Origin of the sequence: Kocuria sp. NPDC057446 (genome assembly GCF_042802875.1) — a bacterium.
Classification (GTDB): Bacteria; Actinomycetota; Actinomycetes; order Actinomycetales; family Micrococcaceae; genus Kocuria.
Window position 1 is genome coordinate 1 of sequence record NZ_JBHVDI010000093.1, and the last position, 14667, is coordinate 14667.

Here is a 14667-nt window from a genome sequence, read left to right on the forward strand (position 1 = left end):
GTGCCAGGATCGTGGTGGCCGGACCCGGCCGACCGGACGGCGCCGGTGTCCCGGGTCCCGGCCCGCGCGGTCTCGGACCGCCGAACGGCGTGGGAGCCGTGGTGCTCCACCTCCGTGGGCGCGACGATCTCGATGTGCGTGAGCGCGGCCAGGTCCTCCGGCGCGAGCCGGTTGGTGAACAGGGCGGGGTCGACGTGCACCGGGTCGGGCGAGACGTGCCCGTCCGGCCCGGCGGGCCCGCCGTCCGGGAACACGACCGTGATCTGCTCGCGCGGCTCCTGCGGGTCCTCCGGGGGCGTCCCGGTGCCGGGTGCCGGGGACTCCGGGAGCACCGGCTCCTGGAGGGCGGCGCCCGCGCCGGGCTGCGCGGCCTCGGCCTGCGCGGCCAGCTCCGCGAACCGGCGCTGCTTCTCGAACAGCTCCGGGTCCGCGGGGCCGCTCCCGGCCTCCGCGAGCTCGCGGGAGCGCTCCTCGAGCTCCCGCTGCAGCCGGGCCAGCCGTCGCGGCCCCAGGGGCTTGACCGGACGGACCGGCACCCCGTCGCCGCCGAGGTCGATGACGGGAGCCGGCCCGGCGGGCGCCGGGGGCTGCGCCGGGACGGGCTCGGCGTCCGGGGCCGCCCCGTCCCGCACCTCGTCCTCGGCGGCCATCAGGGCGCCTTCGCCGAGACGCCGCGGGCGCCGACGTGGTCCGTCGTCATCGCGTCCCCGGGTCCGAGGTAGAGGCCGTACTTGTTGATGTACTGCACCACGCCGTCGGGCACGAGGTACCAGACGGGCTTGTGCTCCGCCACGCGGGTGCGGCAGTCCGTCGACGAGATCGCCATCGCGGGCACCTCGAGCAGGTTCACGCCGCTCGAGCCCACGGGTGCCGCGAGGTCGTGGCCGGGCCGGGTGACGCCGACGAAGTGGGCGAGCTGCCAGAGCTCCTCGGCGCCCTTCCAGGTCAGGATCTCCCCCATGACGTCGGCACCCGTGATGAAGAACAGGTCCGCGTCCGGCCGCTGGCGCTTGAGGTCCCGCAGGGTGTCGACCGTGAACGTGGGCCCGTCGCGCTCGATGTCCACCCGGCTGACCGTGAACCGGGGGTTGGAGGCCGTGGCGATGACCGTCATGAGGTAGCGGTGCTCCGCCGGGCTCACCGCCCCGGCGGCCTTCTGCCACGGGCGCCCGGTGGGGACGAACACGACCTCGTCGAGGTCGAACTCCCCCGCCACCTCGGACGCGGCCACCAGGTGGCCGTGGTGGATGGGGTCGAACGTCCCGCCCATGACGCCGAGCCGTGTGCGGCCCGGCGTGCGGGGCGGGACGGCCGTGCCCGTCAGGGGCAGGTCCCGGGTCGGGGCGGGGGTGTCCTGCGAAGCGGTCGTCACGACGGCGGGGCTGCCCGGCTCAGCCGTGGCGCTTGGCGGCGTACTCGTCGAGCATGGCCCGCTCGTCCGCGGGCAGGTCGGCGGGATCCTGGTGCTGGCCGGCCTCCGGGCTGAGCCCGCGGTTGGCGTAGGAGAGCGTCACCACCAGCAGGCCGATGAGCACGACGAAGACGGAGGCTCCCCAGACCCACGGGGGAACTCCCGCCTCGGCGGCGGCGTGCCCGCCCTCGGCGGCGGCGAGGACGGTGGTGACGGTCTGCTCGAACATGGGGATCCCTTCTGGCGCCGACGTGGCGGCGGGTGGTCGGTGAGCGGCCCGTGCCGCCTCGGCCGGCAGGCCCGGACGGCTCTCATCGTACTGAATCCGCGGCGGGCCCGCCGCGTGCGGGGCTCAGGCGCGGACGTGCCCGTCGCCCTGGACGATCCACTTCGTGGTGGTCAGCTCCTCCAGACCCATGGGCCCGCGCGCGTGCATCTTCTGGGTGGAGATGCCGATCTCGGCGCCGAGGCCCAGCTGGCCGCCGTCGGTGAATCGGGTGGACGCGTTGACCATGACCGCGGCGGCGTCGATCTCGGCGACGAACCGCTCGGCGGAGGCGAGGTCGTTCGTCACGATCGCCTCCGTGTGCCGGGTCGACCACCGGTCGATGTGCCGGAGGGCCTCGTCCAGGGAGTCGACCACCTTCACGGCCAGGTCCATGGACAGGTACTCGGTGCCCCAGTCCTCGTCCGTGGCGCGCAGGTGGTGGCTGCCGGCGGGCAGCAGGGCCTCGGCCCGTTCGTCCACGTGCAGCGTGACGCCGGCCCGGTCGAGGGCGGTCAGCACGGCGGCCCCGTGCTCGAAGCCGCTGTGCAGCAGGAGGGTCTCCGTGGTGTTGCAGGTGCTCGTGCGGTGGGTCTTGGAGTTGACGACCACGCCCACGGCCATGTCCTTCGACGCCGAGTGGTCCACGAACACGTGGACGTTGCCCTCGCCGGTCTCGATCACCGGGACCTTGGCGTTCTGGACGACGGACTGGATCAGCCCGTGGCCGCCGCGCGGGATGAGGACGTCGACCTTGCCGCGGGCCCCCATGAGCGCGTTGGCGCCCTCGCGCCCGTACTCGTCGACGCTCTGGACGCAGTCCACCGGAAGCTTCACGTCGGCGAGGGAGTCCCGGATGATGCCCACGAGGGCACGGTTGCTCTCCTCCGCGGCCGAGCCGCCGCGCAGCAGCACCGCGTTGCCGGACTTCAGGGCGATGCCGGCGATGTCCACGGTCACGTTGGGGCGGGCCTCGTAGATGGCGCCGACCACGCCCATCGGCACGCGCACCTGGCGCATCCGCAGGCCGTTGGGCAGCGTGGACCCGCGGACGAACCCGCCCACGGGGTCGGGCAGCGCGGCCAGCTCGCGCAGGCTCTCGGCGAGGCCGGTGATCCGGTCGGCGTCCAGCTTGAGCCGGTCCAGGAGGGCCGTGGAGGTCCCGTTCACGCGGCCGCGCTCGAGGTCCTTGGCGTTCGCGGCCAGCACCACGTCCCGCTTGCGCTCGATGCGGTCGGCGATCGCGAGCAGCGCGCGGTCCTTCCAGGCCCGGGTGGCGCGGCCGAGGACGCGCGCGGAGTCGCGGGCGTCGTCGGCCATCGCGGCGACACCGGCCACGGGGTCCTCCCCGAAGGTGGCGACAATGCCGTGGTCGGACACGACCGCCTTGCCGGTCGTGCGGGTGGCTTCGTCGGTGGTCACGGAATCGTGTGCGGCGGAAGTCATTTCTTCAGTTTAGTCCGTGCACCGCGGGCGCGCAGGACCACGAGGTTGTCCACGTGCACGAGCTCCCGGCTGTAGTCGTCGCCGAGCTCCTCCGCCAGCACGGAGGTGGACTTCCCGAACATCGGCGGGATCTCGTCCGAGGAGTAGTTGCTCAGCCCGTGCGCGATCTCCTTGCCGTCCTCGTCCCGCAGCGAGACGGGCTCCCCCGCCTCGAAGGTCCCCGACACGCCGGTGACCCCGGCGGCCAGCAGGGAGTTGCGCTCGCGGATCGCCTCGACGGCGCCCGGGTCCAGGGTCAGGGAGCCCTTGATGTCCGCGAGGTGGGCCAGCCACAGCAGCCGGACGTTGCGGCGCCCGCCGGAGGTCGCGAACCAGGTGCCGACGTCCTCGCCGTCCAGCGCGCGCGTGATGTTCTGTGCCGAGGTGACGAGCGCGGGGATGCCGGAGGCCGCCGCGATCCGGGCGGCCTGGACCTTGGTGACCATGCCCCCCGAGCCGACGCCGGCCCGGCCGACCGAGCCGATCTGCACGCCCTCGAGGTCCTTGATGGGGTCGTTGACCACCGGGATCCGCTCCCCGCCCTTGCGGGGGTCCATGGTGTAGAGGGCGTCGACGTCGGAGAGCAGCAGCAGCACGTCGGCCTTGATGAGGTGGGCGATCAGGGCGGCGATCCGGTCGTTGTCGCCGAACTTGATCTCCTGGCTGGACACGGCGTCGTTCTCGTTGACGATGGGCAGCACGCCGAAGTCCAGGAGCCGCTCGATCTGGCGGTGGGTGTTCTTGTAGTGGCTGCGCCGCATCAGGTCCTCGGCGGTGACCAGCACCTGGCCCACGGTCACGCCGTAGCGGGCGAAGGACTCGATGTAGCGGCCCATGAGCAGGCCCTGGCCCACGGCGGCTGCCGCCTGCTTGCCGGCCAGGTTCTTGGGCCGCCGGGACAGCCCCAGGGGCGCCAGGCCCGCCGTGATGGCGCCGGAGGACACGAACACGACCTCGATGCCGCGGGCCTTCGTCTCGCCGAGGGCGTCCACGATCATCCGCACGGCCTGCTCGTCGATCGAGCTCTCGATGGACGTCAGCGAGGACGAGCCGACCTTGACCACCACGCGGTGGGCGCGCGGGATGTCCTCGCGGCGCTCGATGGGGCTGCGGCGGTTCTTGCCGCGGCTCTCGCTGCTGAGCTGGACCGCGGACTTCTCCGCGACCTCCTCGAGCTGCTCGACGTCGATCTCGTTCGTCTGCTCGTTCATCCTGGGCGTCTCCCTCGTCCGGTGGGCGTCGTCGGTGTGTCGGTCAGTCGGTAGGTCAAGTCGGTAGGTCAAGTCGGTAGGCCGAGTCGTGCAGTGAGTCGGGTCGGTGGATCCGGTCGGTCGCTCCGAGCGGGCCGGGCGGGGGCGTCCTGCGCGTAGCCGCACCCGTGCCGCGGGGCGGTCAGTCCCCGGTGCCGGGACCGCCCGCGGCGTCGCCGCGCCGGGCGTCGACCGACTCGGTCCACACGCCGGCGGAGCGCTCGGCCTCGAGCTCGGCGCGGGCGGCGGCCTTGGCGTCCTTGCGGTCCTGGTACTGCTGGCGCTTCTGCTCGCGGGTGGGGCGGTCGATGTCCGCGAAGCGCAGGTCGGTGCCGCGGGGCCCGGCCAGCAGCTCGGCGCCGCCGACCATCGTGGGCTCCCAGTCGAAGACCACGCCGTCGTCCTCGGGGCCGATGAGCACGGCGTCCCCCGGCCGGGCGCCCTGCTTGAACAGCTCCGTCTCCACCCCGAGCTTCGCGAGCCGGTCGGCGAGGTAGCCCACGGCCTCCTCGTTGTTGAAGTCGGTCTGCAGGATCCAGCGGTCGGGCTTGTCGCCGCGCACGTGCCACAGCGGCTCGAGGTTGCGCTCCTCGCGGGCGATGGTGAACTCGGGTCCGCGCACCCCCTTGGGCCGCAGCAAGACCCGGGGCGCCTCCGCCGTGGCGGGACGCGCGGTCCGGGCCTCCTGGACGACCTCGCCCATGGCGAAGGTCAGCGGACGCAGCCCCTCGTGGGAGGCGGTGGAGACCTCGAACACGCGGTAGCCGCGGGACTCGAGCTCGGGTCGCACGAACTCGGCGAGCTCGCGCGCCTCGGGCACGTCGATCTTGTTCAGCACCACGAGGCGGGGCCGGTCGTTGAGGGGGACGGCCTGGCCGCCGTCGAGGTCGCCGTCCACGGCGTAGCCGGCGAGCTCCGCCTCGATCGTCTCGAGGTCGGAGACCGGGTCCCGCCCGGGCTCGAGCGTCGCGCAGTCCAGGACGTGCACCAGCGCGGCGCAGCGCTCGACGTGGCGGAGGAACTCCAGTCCCAGCCCCTTGCCCTCGGAGGCGCCGGGGATCAGCCCCGGGACGTCCGCCACGGTGTAGCGCACGTCCCCGGCCTGCACCACCCCGAGGTTCGGGACGAGCGTGGTGAACGGGTAGTCGGCGATCTTCGGCCGGGCGGCGCTGATCGCGGCGATCAGGCTGGACTTGCCGGCGGAGGGGTAGCCGACCAGGGCGATGTCGGCGATGGACTTGAGCTCCAGGACCACGTCGCGGGCCGAGCCCGGTGTGCCGAGGAGCGCGAAGCCGGGGGCCTTGCGCTTGACCGAGGCCAGTGCGGCGTTGCCCAGACCGCCCTGTCCGCCGGGGGCGGCCACGAACTCCGCGCCCTGGCCCACGAGGTCGGCCAGGACGTTGCCGTCCTGGTCCTTGACCACGGTGCCGTCGGGAACGGACAGCACGAGGTCCTCGCCCTTGTGCCCGTGCCGGAGGTCGCCCTTGCCGGGCCCGCCGTTGGGGGCGGGCTGGTGGGGGGCGTGGTGGTAGTTCAGCAGCGTGGTGGTCTGGCCGTCCACGCGCAGGACCACGCTGCCGCCGTCTCCCCCGTTGCCTCCGTCCGGCCCGCCGAGCGGCTTGAACTTCTCGCGGCGGATGGACACGCAGCCGTGCCCGCCGGAGCCGCCGGAGACGTGCAGGACGACGCGGTCGACGAAACTGGCCACGGGGAACTCCTCTGGTTCAAGAACGGACGGGCCACGTTAAGACTGTAGAGGGCGGGCGCTGGACGCACCCACCCTCTACCGGCCAAACATGGGTGGTGCGGGTCGGGACCCGCACCGGGGCCGGCTGCGCCGGCCCAGTGGACTACTCTGCGGCAGCCTGGATGTTGACGACCTTGCGGCCCCGGCGGGTGCCGAACTCGACCTGACCGGCGGCCAGGGCGAACAGGGTGTCGTCGCCACCGCGGCCGACGTTGAGGCCGGGGTGGAAGTGCGTGCCGCGCTGCCGGACGAGGATCTCGCCGGCGTTGACGGTCTGGCCGCCGAAGCGCTTCACGCCGAGGTACTGCGCGTTGGAGTCGCGACCGTTGCGAGTGGAGCTCGCGCCCTTCTTGTGTGCCATGAGGTGTGCCTACCTTCGGGTCTTTACTGGCTGGTGGAGTCTGGACGGGGACCGGGCCGGTCAGGCGTCGATGCCGGTCACCTTCACGGTGGTCAGCTCGGCACGGAAGCCCTGGCGCTTCTTGTAGCCGGTCTTGTTCTTGAACTTCTGGATGGAGATCTTGGGACCGCGGAGGTTCTCGACGATCTCGGCCGTGACCTTGATGCCGGCCAGGGCCTGGGCATCCGAGGTGATCTTGTCCCCGTCGACCAGCAGCAGGGCAGGGAGCTCGATGGTGCTGCCTGCGCCGCCGGCGACGCGGTCAAGGGTAACGAGGTCTCCGACGGAAACCTTTTCCTGGCGGCCGCCAGCGCGGACAATCGCGTACACCACTTGGGAACTCACTTCTCTCGACGTCATGTGTAAACAGTGTGGGTCGAGCGCATACCTGTCAGGACCAACGACGTTGAGACGAGCTGACGGTGACCGGCCCGTGGGACTAGGCCGAGGTCAGCGCAGGTTCGCCGCAATTCAGGAACTGCACCCGCGTGTGCCGCCAGGTGGGGTGTCGAGTTTTTACACGCGCGCACCGGCAGGGCACCGAAGATCAAGACTACTCGATCCGGTCAGTGCCCGCCAACCGGCGCTCCGCGACCGGCGCGGCGAAGAAGTCCCGCTCGAGTGCGCAGGCCTCCAGGAACACCTCCCGCATCCTCGCCCGCACGTCCGCCGGGGCCGCCCGGGCGGCGTCGTCGAGCAGCCGGCGGGCCGTGCGGGTGGACTCCTGGAAGCCCTCGTCCGCGTACGTGGCCAGCCAGTCCGCGTAGGGGTGCCCGTCGGTCCCGTCGACCGCGGCGAGCTCGTTCAGGTGGCGGCCCACGTCCGCGTAGACCCAGTAGCACGGCAGCACGGCGGCCAGGCCCACCGGGTAGGGCTCCGCGGCGGTGGCCGCGAGCAGGAACGTGGTGTAGCGCCGCGTCACCTCACCGAGACCGTCCCGTGCGCCGCCGGCCGGGGCGCCGCCGTCCCCGGCGTGCTGCAGCCGGGCCCGGTGAAGCTGCGCCTCGGTCTCGGTGCAGGACACGGCGCCGGCGGCGAAGAAGAGCCGCTGCTCCTCGTCGGGTGCCCTGGCCGCCAGCAGGGCGAGCGCCCGGCTGTAGCCGTCGAGGTACTGCAGGTCCTGGTCGAGGTAGGCGAGGAAGCGGTCCCCCTCCAGCCTCCCGTCCCCCAGGAGGCGGACGAACTCGAGCTCCTCGATCTCGCGCCGCACGGCCGCCGAGGCCTCCCACAGCTCGTCGCTGAACCGCTCCGGGACCGTGCCCCAGGTCTCGAGCGCCTCCTGGACGTGGTGGAAGTGGTGGACGGGCCCGCTCCCGTGGCCGACGGAGAGCTCCCCCGCCGCCTCCAGGGCGCCGCGCAGCCAGTCCCGGGCGATCCGCAGGCTCCGGGGCCAGTCCCCGTGCCGGACCTGGAGGGTGGCCAGGGCCGAGGAGAGGGAGCACCCGGTGCCGTGGGAGTTCTCGGTGGGCACGCGGGCGCCGTCGAACGCCACGAGGGGCGCCGGGGCGTCCGGGCCCACGAGGGCGTCCGGGGTCCGGTCGCCGGTGAGGTGCCCGCCCTTGACGAGCACCAGGGTCCCGTGCGCTCGGGCCACGCGGTGGCCCTGTGCGAGGGCCTCCTCCCACGACGACGCCGTGTCCTCCCCCGCGAGCACGGCGAGCTCCTGCAGGTTGGGGGTGATCAGGTCGGCGAGCCCCAGCATCGAGCGCAGGGCGTCCTCGGCCTCGCGCTCCAGCAGGCGCCCCCCGGAGGTCGCGACCATGACCGGGTCCAGGACCACGACCGGCGGCCGGTGGGTCACGAGCCACCGGGCGACGGCCTCGATGACCGGCACGGAGCCGAGCATCCCGATCTTGACGGCGTCGATCTCGACGTCCTCGGCGACCGCGTCGAGCTGCGCGGAGAGGAACTCGACCGGCGGGACGTGGATGGAGCGCACGCCCACGGTGTTCTGGACGACCACGGCGGTGACGGCGCTCATCCCGTAGCCGCCCATCGCCGCGATCGACTTGAGGTCCGCGTGCTGGCCGGCCCCGCCCGTGGGGTCGGTGCCGGCGATGGCCAGCACGCGGGGCACGCGGGCGGTCACGGGGCCACCTCCCCGGCGGGCACGGCGGCGAAGGCCCGCACGTAGCGGGCGGCCGCGGCCCCGGGATCGGGGGCGGCGCAGATCCCGGAGACCACGGCCAGCCCGGCGGCGCCGGCGGCGCGCAGGGCGGCGGCGTCCTCGACCCGCACCCCGCCGATGGCCAGGCAGGGCAGGGACGTGCGTCCCGCCGCGGCGGCGAAGCCCTCGACGCCCAGCGGCTCGGGGTGGTCGGGCTTCGTGCGGGTCGCCCGCACCGCCCCGACGCCCAGGTAGTCGACCGTCCCGGCGGGCAGCGCGGAGGCCGCGTCGAGCTCCTCCGCCGTGGCGGCGCTGAGGCCGAGCACGGCGTGCGGGCCGCAGATCTCCCGGGCGAGGACCACGGGCAGGTCCGACTGGCCCACATGCACGCCGGCCACGGGGGCGCCGGCTGCGCGGGCGGCGAGGTAGACGTCGGCGCGGTCGTCCACGAGCACGGGCACCTGCCGGCCCACGCGCTCGGCGACGGCCGTCAGCAGGGCGACGAGCTCGCGGACCGGGGCGTCCTTCTCCCGCACCTGGACCATGGTGGCGCCGCCGCGCACGGCGGCGGCCACGACGTCGGGGACGGAACGGGGCGCGCTCAGGGCGGTGTCCGTCACGAGGTGCAGGGCCAGGGCGGCGGGATCGAGACGGGGACTCACCGGGCACCACCCTCGCGCACGAGCTCCGCCCGCGCGGCGATGTCCTCCGGCGTGATGGCGTGCAGCCGGTCCAGCAGGGTCACGGCGAAGGACCCGGGCCCGGCGGAGCCGGCGGCCGCGTCCTCGGCCGCGAGGGTGTACACCGTGGTGGCGGCCACGGCCGCCGCCCCGGGGTCGGTGCGCACGGCGGTGAACGCGGCCATGAGGGCGCCCAGGGCGCACCCGCCCCCGGTGATGCGGGTCAGCAGGTCCGTGCCGTGCGGCACGCGGACGACGCCGCCGTCCGGGGAGCGCACGAGGTCCACGGGCCCGGACACGGCCACCGCCGAGCCCGCCCGCTCGGCGAGCACGGCCGCGGCGTCCCGGGCCGCGTCGACGCCGTGCGTGGCGTCCGTGCCGCGGCCGCCGGCGCCGCCGGCGAGGGCGATGACCTCGGAGGCGTTGCCGCGCACGACCGCCGGCCGGAACTCCAGCAGGTCGCGGGCCAGTGCCGTGCGCACGGGCAGGACTCCCACCGCCACCGGGTCGAGGACCCAGGCCCGGTCCGCGCGGCGGCGGGCCCCGACGGCCTCGTAGGCGGCGCCGCGCTGCTCGGCGGTGGGCGTGCCGGTGTTCACCAGCAGGCCGTCGGCGAGCTCCGCGAAGACCCCGCCCTCGCCCTGGATGTCGGTCATCGCCGGGGACGCGCCCACGGCGAGCAGCACGTTGGCGGTGAAGTTGGTGACCACGGCGTTGGTGATGCACTGCACGAGCGGCGCCGCGGTGCGCAGGTCCTCCAGTGCCGCGGCGGCGTCCTCGGCGAGCGCGGCGTCCGGCGGTGCCGGGCTCTCGGCCGACGGTGTGCGGGCGGGCGGGGGTACGGCATCGCGCATCTGCGACATCCCTTCGCTAGTACTGGCTAGATCAGGTTCGACGGGTGTGTTCTCAGCCGCTCGAGCGGCACCCCGTGTCAGGTGTCCTGCCAGTCTAGTCGTCGTGCGCTGCCCGCCGCGCGGGCGCCGGGGATGGACCCGCGCCCCGGTGCCCGGTTCGCTCCGGCGCGCCGCCGCGAGGAGCGGCCCGCCGGTCAGAAGAAGCCGTTGTCGTGCGGCAGGCGCTCCGGGACGGGCTGGCAGACCTCCCAGTGCTCGACGATCCGTCCGTCCGCCACCCGCCACAGGTCGTAGCAGCCGGCGGTGACCGGGTCGCCGCGCTCCGCGCCGTCGTCGTCGTCGAGCAGTCCTTCCGTGACGGTGAGGACGAAGTCGCCGTCGCCGAGCACCCGGTGGACGGCGCGCCGGGTGAGCCCGGTGCCCGTGGCGGGCCCGTGCTCGACGTAGCGCGGGTCGCGGGCCAGCTCCTCGAGGGCGTCCCGGTCGGCGCCGAGGAGGCGTTCGTGCACCCACTCGGTGACCAGGTCCTTGTTCGCGGCGGTGCGCTCGTGGCCGGTGACCTGCCGGGGGCCGTCGATCCGGTGCGTCCCCGCCGGTCCGCCCGGCAGGGGCGCCAGGGCGTCCCAGTGCTCGGCGATCAGCCCGTCCTGCACGCGGAAGACGTCCACCGCCACCATGGGGTCCGGACCGAAACCGTGGTACACGCAGTGGACCGCGACCATGTCGCCGTCCTCGAGCACCCGCAGGAGGTCGATGCGGAAGTCCTCCGGGAGCCGCTCGACCGCCGCCCGCAGGCCGTCGGGGCCGTCGGCCCCGAGTGCGGAGTGCTGCCGGAAGTCCGGGGCCCAGTGCCGGTCGACGGCCGAGCGGTCCCGGTGGCCGAAGAGCTCGGTGCCGGCGGTCAGTACGATCTGCTTGCTGCTCATGGCCGTCCCCTCGGGGCGCGGGCCGGGGAACCGACGGATCGGCCCGGTCGGGCGGTCCGCGCGTCGTGCGACCACGCTACTCGGGCCGCGCCCGACCCGACAGCGGTGCGGACGGTGTGACGACGGAGGACCCCGACCGTGACGGTCGGGGTCCTCCGTGGTCCTGCTCGGCGGAGCGGCTCAGCCCCGGTCGGCGGGCCGGCCGCTGGTGAGGTCCTCGGCCTTGACGCCCACGCCGACCACGGTCGGGGCCCGGCGGGAGGCCTCCTCCGGGGAGCGCTGGGCGACGGCCCTGGCCTCGTGCCGGGCGCCCTCGGCGGCGGCCGCCTGACCGGCGGTCACCTCGGCCTCACCGGGCCGGGCCTCCGGAGCCGAGGCCCGGCGGGAGCGACGACGGGGCCGCGCCGGCTCGGCGCCGGCCTGCGCCGGAGGCGCCACCGGGGCACCCGGCTGCTGCTCCGCACTCTGCGGGGCCGTGCTCTCAGGTGCAGCGGTCTCCTGGTCGGCGGCGTCGGTCCGCGTTCCCGCTGCGACGCCGTTCCCCTGAGCCGCCTCAAGGGCCTCGTCCTCCGCAGCGGGGACCGGCTCGGCGCCGGTGTCCGGGCCCTTCTCCCCGAAGGCCTCCGCGAGGGAGTCCAGGCTCAGCGGCCGGGCGTCGGCGGGCTCCGCCACGACGGCGTGACCGTGCGGCAGCTCGATGACCTCGCCCTTGATCGTCAGGCGCGAGCCCTGCTCCGCCGGCGACCGGTCGGCGGGGACCTCCTCCGGGGCAGCCGGGGCGGAGACCTCCCCCGCCTCGGGCTGCTGCTCGGGGGCCGCGTCCGTGCCCTGGCCGCGGTTGCGGCTGCGCTTGCCGCGGCGCTTCTTCCGGGAGCGACCCGAGCCCTCGGCGCGGTTCTCGGCCGGCAGGGCGGTCTCCTCGGCGCGCTCCGGCTCCTCCGCGACGACCTCCTCGTGGTGGGTGGCGGCCGCGATCGTGGCGAACGCCGTCCGCGCGGCCTCGGCCTTGGCCCGCTCCGCGGGATCGGGCTCGGCGGCGCGCTGCTCGGTGCGGGCGGGCTGCTGCTCGGTCCGGCCCCCGCGGCCGCGCTTGCGCTCCGTGCGGTTCGGGCGCTGGTCGCGGGACTCGCCCGGGACGCCCCCGGAGCGGCCCTCGAGCGGGTGGTCGTGGACCACCACGCCCCGCCCGGCGCAGTGCTCGCACGGCTCGGAGAACACCTCGAGCAGGCCGGTGCCCATGCGCTTGCGCGTCATCTGCACGAGGCCCAGCGACGTCACCTCCGCCACCTGGTGCTTGGTGCGGTCCCGGCCCAGGCACTCCACCAGCCGGCGCAGCACGAGGTCCCGGTTGGACTCGAGCACCATGTCGATGAAGTCGATCACGATGATCCCGCCGATGTCCCGCAGCCGCAGCTGCCGCACGATCTCCTCGGCCGCCTCCAGGTTGTTCTTGGTGACGGTCTCCTCGAGGTTGCCCCCGGAGCCGGTGAACTTGCCGGTGTTCACGTCGACCACGGTCATCGCCTCGGTGCGGTCGATCACCAGCGAGCCGCCCGACGGCAGGAACACCTTGCGCTCGAGTGCCTTCTGGATCTGTTCCTCCACGCGGTAGTTCACGAACAGGTCCTCGTCCTCGTCCCACTTCCGGAGCCGGTCGAGCAGGTCCGGCGCGACGTAGGTCACGTACGCCTCGATGTTGTCCCACGCCTCGTCGCCCTGGACGACCATGGTGGTGAAGTCCTCGTTGAAGACGTCGCGGACCGTCTTGATCGTCAGGTCCGGCTCCGCGTAGAGCATCTCGGGGGCGAGGGTCTTCGTGGACCCGGCCCGCTCCTGGATCTGCTCCCACTGGGCGCGCAGCCGGTTAATGTCGTGGGTGAGCTCCTGCTCGGAGGCCCCTTCGGCGGCGGTGCGCACGATCACGCCCGCGCCGTCCGGCAGGCGGTCCTTGAGGATCTTCTTCAGCCGGGCGCGCTCGACGTCGGGCAGCTTCCGGGAGATCCCGGTCATCGACCCGCCCGGGACGTAGACGAGGTACCGGCCGGGCAGGGAGATCTGGCTCGTGAGCCGGGCGCCCTTGTGCCCCACCGGGTCCTTGGTGACCTGGACCAGGACCGAGTCCCCGGACTTCAGCGCGACCTCGATCCGGCGGGGACCGCCCTCCAGCCGGGAGGCGTCCCAGTTGACCTCGCCGGCGTAGAGCACGGCGTTGCGGCCGCGGCCGATGTCGATGAACGCGGCCTCCATGGAGGGCAGCACGTTCTGCACCTTGCCCACGTAGACGTTGCCGATCAGGGAGTCCTGCTGGGTGTGCGAGACGAAGTGCTCGGCCAGGACCCCGTCCTCGAGGACGCCGATCTGGATCCGGTTGTCCTTCTGCCGGACCAGCATCTGCCGCTCGACGGACTCCCGGCGGGCCAGGAACTCCGCCTCGGTGATCACCTGGCGGCGGCGGCCGGTCTGCCGGGACTCGCGCCGGCGCTGCTTCTTGGCCTCGAGCCGCGTGGAGCCCTTCACGGCCACGACCTCGTCGACCGTGGCGGTCTCCGCGGCGCGGGGCGCCCGGACCCGGGTCACGGTGTTGGGCGGATCGTCGTCGCTGCCGCCCACGAGCTCCATGTCGACCTCGCCGCGGCGGCGCCGACGGCGGCGCCGGCTGGTGGCGCTGCCGCCCGACGACCGGCCGTCCTCCTCGCCCTCGTCGGCGAGCTCCGCCGTGTCCTGCTCCTCGGGGCTCTCGCCCGGGTCCTCGGCGGAGGCGTTCTCCTCCTGCTGGCGGCGCCGTGCCTCCCGGCGCCGGGCGGCGCGCTGCTGGGCGGCCTCGCGCAGCTCGTCGAGGTCCGGGGCGTGGAACATCAGCGAGGTCGCCGTCACGGCCGCGGCCAGCGGAGTGCCCGGATCCTCGTCGTCGTCGTCGATGTCCTGGCCGGTGTCCTGGTCGGTGTCCCGACCGGTGTCCCGGTCGGCGTCCGCGTCGGTCCCCTGTGCCACCGGAGCGGTGTCCTGGCCGGCGCCGTCCGGGGCGTCCGTGGCCGGCTCGGCAGCGGTCTCGGGGCCCAGGTCCTCGGTCTCGCCGGCGGGCTCGACGCCCTCGGCGGCCTCCTCCGCACCCGGCGTGCCGGGTGCGGGGTTCCCGGGAACGGCGGCCTCGTCGGCCACCGCGCCGGGGCGGTCGTCGCCGGGGATCCCGGTCCCGGGCGCCACGTCGAGGGTGTCGGTCCCGGCGGCGTCGCCGGCGGCCGGCTCGGTGTCCTGCCCGGGCCGCGACGGCTCGGCCGGCACGTCATCCGGCGCGTCGGCCGGGGACCCGTCGACCGGGGACTCGGCGGCGGGGGCCTGCGCGGACTGCGCGGGCCCGGACGGCTCCCCGGCGATGTCGCCCGGGGCCGGGGACCCGGGTCCGGCGGCCGGCCCGGACGGAGTCGGCTCGTCGAGCACGTCGCCCGGCGCTTCGGCCGCAGCCTCGGGACCGCCGGCCGGCGGGGCCGCCGACGGCTCGTCGAGGACGTCGCCCGGCCCGTCGGCCAGGGCCGGGGGCGCCC

The 14667-nt window shown here is 74.5% G+C and carries 12 protein-coding genes, 1 pseudogene and 1 riboswitch; all 13 genes and pseudogenes read right to left on the bottom strand.

All coding sequences use genetic code 11. The annotated features are described in order from the left end of the window. A pseudogene (locus tag ACFU0Y_RS11890) lies at positions 1–650 on the bottom strand (hypothetical protein); the annotation flags it as partial. Beyond that, positions 650–1372: a nicotinate-nucleotide adenylyltransferase gene (gene nadD / locus ACFU0Y_RS11895; RefSeq protein ID WP_380214727.1), complete on the bottom strand. Its 723-nt coding sequence runs from the start codon at positions 1370–1372 to the stop codon at positions 650–652. The pseudogene ACFU0Y_RS11890 and the gene nadD, both read right to left, overlap by 1 nt. Before the next feature lie 19 nt (positions 1373–1391). Next, on the bottom strand, positions 1392–1640 hold the full coding sequence (locus ACFU0Y_RS11900; protein WP_380214728.1) for a hypothetical protein: 249 nt from the start codon (positions 1638–1640) through the stop codon (positions 1392–1394). A gap of 123 nt (positions 1641–1763) precedes the next feature. Continuing rightward, complete coding sequence (locus tag ACFU0Y_RS11905) at positions 1764–3122, bottom strand: glutamate-5-semialdehyde dehydrogenase (RefSeq protein ID WP_380214730.1); 1359 nt, start codon at positions 3120–3122, stop codon at positions 1764–1766. After that, positions 3119–4372: a glutamate 5-kinase gene (gene proB, locus ACFU0Y_RS11910; RefSeq protein ID WP_380214731.1), complete on the bottom strand. Its 1254-nt coding sequence runs from the start codon at positions 4370–4372 to the stop codon at positions 3119–3121. Before proB ends, ACFU0Y_RS11905 begins: the two co-directional genes overlap by 4 nt. Positions 4373–4553: 181 nt before the next feature. Then, positions 4554–6119: a GTPase ObgE gene (gene obgE, locus ACFU0Y_RS11915; RefSeq protein WP_380214732.1), complete on the bottom strand. Its 1566-nt coding sequence runs from the start codon at positions 6117–6119 to the stop codon at positions 4554–4556. A 142-nt stretch (positions 6120–6261) separates the two neighbouring features. Next, positions 6262–6519 (bottom strand): 50S ribosomal protein L27, encoded by a 258-nt coding sequence (gene rpmA / locus ACFU0Y_RS11920; protein WP_017834601.1) that lies wholly within the window; start codon positions 6517–6519, stop codon positions 6262–6264. Between the two features lie 60 nt (positions 6520–6579). Next, on the bottom strand, positions 6580–6891 hold the full coding sequence (gene rplU, locus ACFU0Y_RS11925) for a 50S ribosomal protein L21 (protein WP_380214738.1): 312 nt from the start codon (positions 6889–6891) through the stop codon (positions 6580–6582). Between the two features lie 220 nt (positions 6892–7111). Further along, positions 7112–8647, bottom strand: a complete 1536-nt coding sequence (locus tag ACFU0Y_RS11930) for a bifunctional hydroxymethylpyrimidine kinase/phosphomethylpyrimidine kinase (RefSeq protein WP_380214734.1) — start codon at positions 8645–8647, stop codon at positions 7112–7114. Next, positions 8644–9327, bottom strand: a complete 684-nt coding sequence (gene thiE / locus ACFU0Y_RS11935; RefSeq protein WP_380214735.1) for a thiamine phosphate synthase — start codon at positions 9325–9327, stop codon at positions 8644–8646. Before thiE ends, ACFU0Y_RS11930 begins: the two co-directional genes overlap by 4 nt. After that, a complete protein-coding gene (gene thiM, locus ACFU0Y_RS11940) occupies positions 9324–10199 on the bottom strand; it encodes a hydroxyethylthiazole kinase (protein ID WP_380214736.1) in 876 nt (291 codons plus the stop codon). The genes thiE and thiM overlap by 4 nt, the downstream gene beginning before the upstream one ends. After that, a riboswitch (TPP riboswitch) is annotated at positions 10191–10284 on the bottom strand. It overlaps the preceding gene by 9 nt. A 109-nt stretch (positions 10285–10393) precedes the next feature. Continuing rightward, the gene (locus ACFU0Y_RS11945; RefSeq protein ID WP_380214737.1) at positions 10394–11125 is read right to left on the bottom strand and encodes a nuclear transport factor 2 family protein; all 732 of its coding nucleotides are present in this window, start codon (positions 11123–11125) and stop codon (positions 10394–10396) included. A 180-nt stretch (positions 11126–11305) separates the two neighbouring features. Further along, positions 11306–14563, bottom strand: coding sequence for an Rne/Rng family ribonuclease (locus ACFU0Y_RS11950; protein ID WP_380214739.1), 3258 nt, complete (start codon positions 14561–14563; stop codon positions 11306–11308). Between the last annotated feature and the right edge of the window lie 104 nt (positions 14564–14667).

Excerpts from the sequence above, each read along its gene's own strand:
- ACFU0Y_RS11945 (WP_380214737.1), bottom strand. The coding sequence starts at position 11,125 with ATGAGCAGCAAGCAGATCGTACTGACCGCCGGCACCGAGCTCTTCGGC.
- proB (WP_380214731.1), bottom strand. The coding sequence starts at position 4,372 with ATGAACGAGCAGACGAACGAGATCGACGTCGAGCAGCTCGAGGAGGTC.
- rpmA (WP_017834601.1), bottom strand. The coding sequence starts at position 6,519 with ATGGCACACAAGAAGGGCGCGAGCTCCACTCGCAACGGTCGCGACTCC.
- ACFU0Y_RS11900 (WP_380214728.1), bottom strand. The coding sequence starts at position 1,640 with ATGTTCGAGCAGACCGTCACCACCGTCCTCGCCGCCGCCGAGGGCGGG.
- thiM (WP_380214736.1), bottom strand. The coding sequence starts at position 10,199 with ATGCGCGATGCCGTACCCCCGCCCGCCCGCACACCGTCGGCCGAGAGC.
- ACFU0Y_RS11905 (WP_380214730.1), bottom strand. The coding sequence starts at position 3,122 with ATGACTTCCGCCGCACACGATTCCGTGACCACCGACGAAGCCACCCGC.